The following is a 721-nucleotide window of genomic DNA, read 5'->3' as shown; positions in this document are numbered from 1 at the left end:
CAGCATTCGACGACGTTGACGGCGAGGCCGCCCATGGCGGTTTCTTTGTATTTGTCGCTCATGTCCTTGCCGGTTTCGCGCATGGTGATGATGACTTCGTCGAGGGAGACGCGGTGGGTGCCGTCGCCCCAGAGCGCCATTTTCGCGGCGTTGATCGCTTTCGCGGCAGCGATCGCGTTCCGTTCGATGCAGGGCACCTGGACCAGCCCGCCGATCGGGTCACAGGTCAGGCCCAGGTTGTGTTCCATCGCGATCTCCGCGGCGTTTTCCACCTGCGCCGGGGACCCGCCCATCACCTCGGCCAGGCCCGCCGCGGCCATCGACGACGCCGACCGACCTCGCCCTGGCAGCCGACCTCCGCCCCGGAAATCGAGGCCTGTTCCTTGTACAGCACCCCCACCGCGCCCGCGGCCAGCAGGAACCTGACCACCACACCGTCCCGGTCCTGCCGGGTGGCTTTGTCCATGCCCGGCGCGAAATGCAGCGCGTAGAACAGCACCGCCGGGATAATCCCGGCCGCCCCGTTCGTCGGCGCCGTGACCACCCTGCCGCCGGTCGCGTTCTCCTCGTTCACCGCCAGCGCCACCAGGTTCACCCACTCCTGCCAGTACCTGGGATCGAACGGGCCCGCGTCCCACGCAGCATCCCGGTCCTGGCTGTCGCCGCCGGGGTTTGCGCTTTCCTTCTTGAGCCGTTCGTACCAGTCCGGGGCGCGGCGGCG

The 721-nt window shown here is 68.5% G+C and carries 1 pseudogene; it reads right to left on the bottom strand.

Annotated elements, in window-relative coordinates:
• Positions 1-721, bottom strand: a pseudogene (locus tag G205_RS20465) (L-serine ammonia-lyase); the annotation flags it as partial.

The sequence above is a fragment of the Arthrobacter nitrophenolicus genome, from assembly GCF_000332815.1.
GTDB classification, from domain to species: Bacteria; Actinomycetota; Actinomycetes; order Actinomycetales; family Micrococcaceae; genus Arthrobacter; species Arthrobacter nitrophenolicus.
This window is presented reverse-complemented; position numbering and strand designations above follow the sequence as displayed.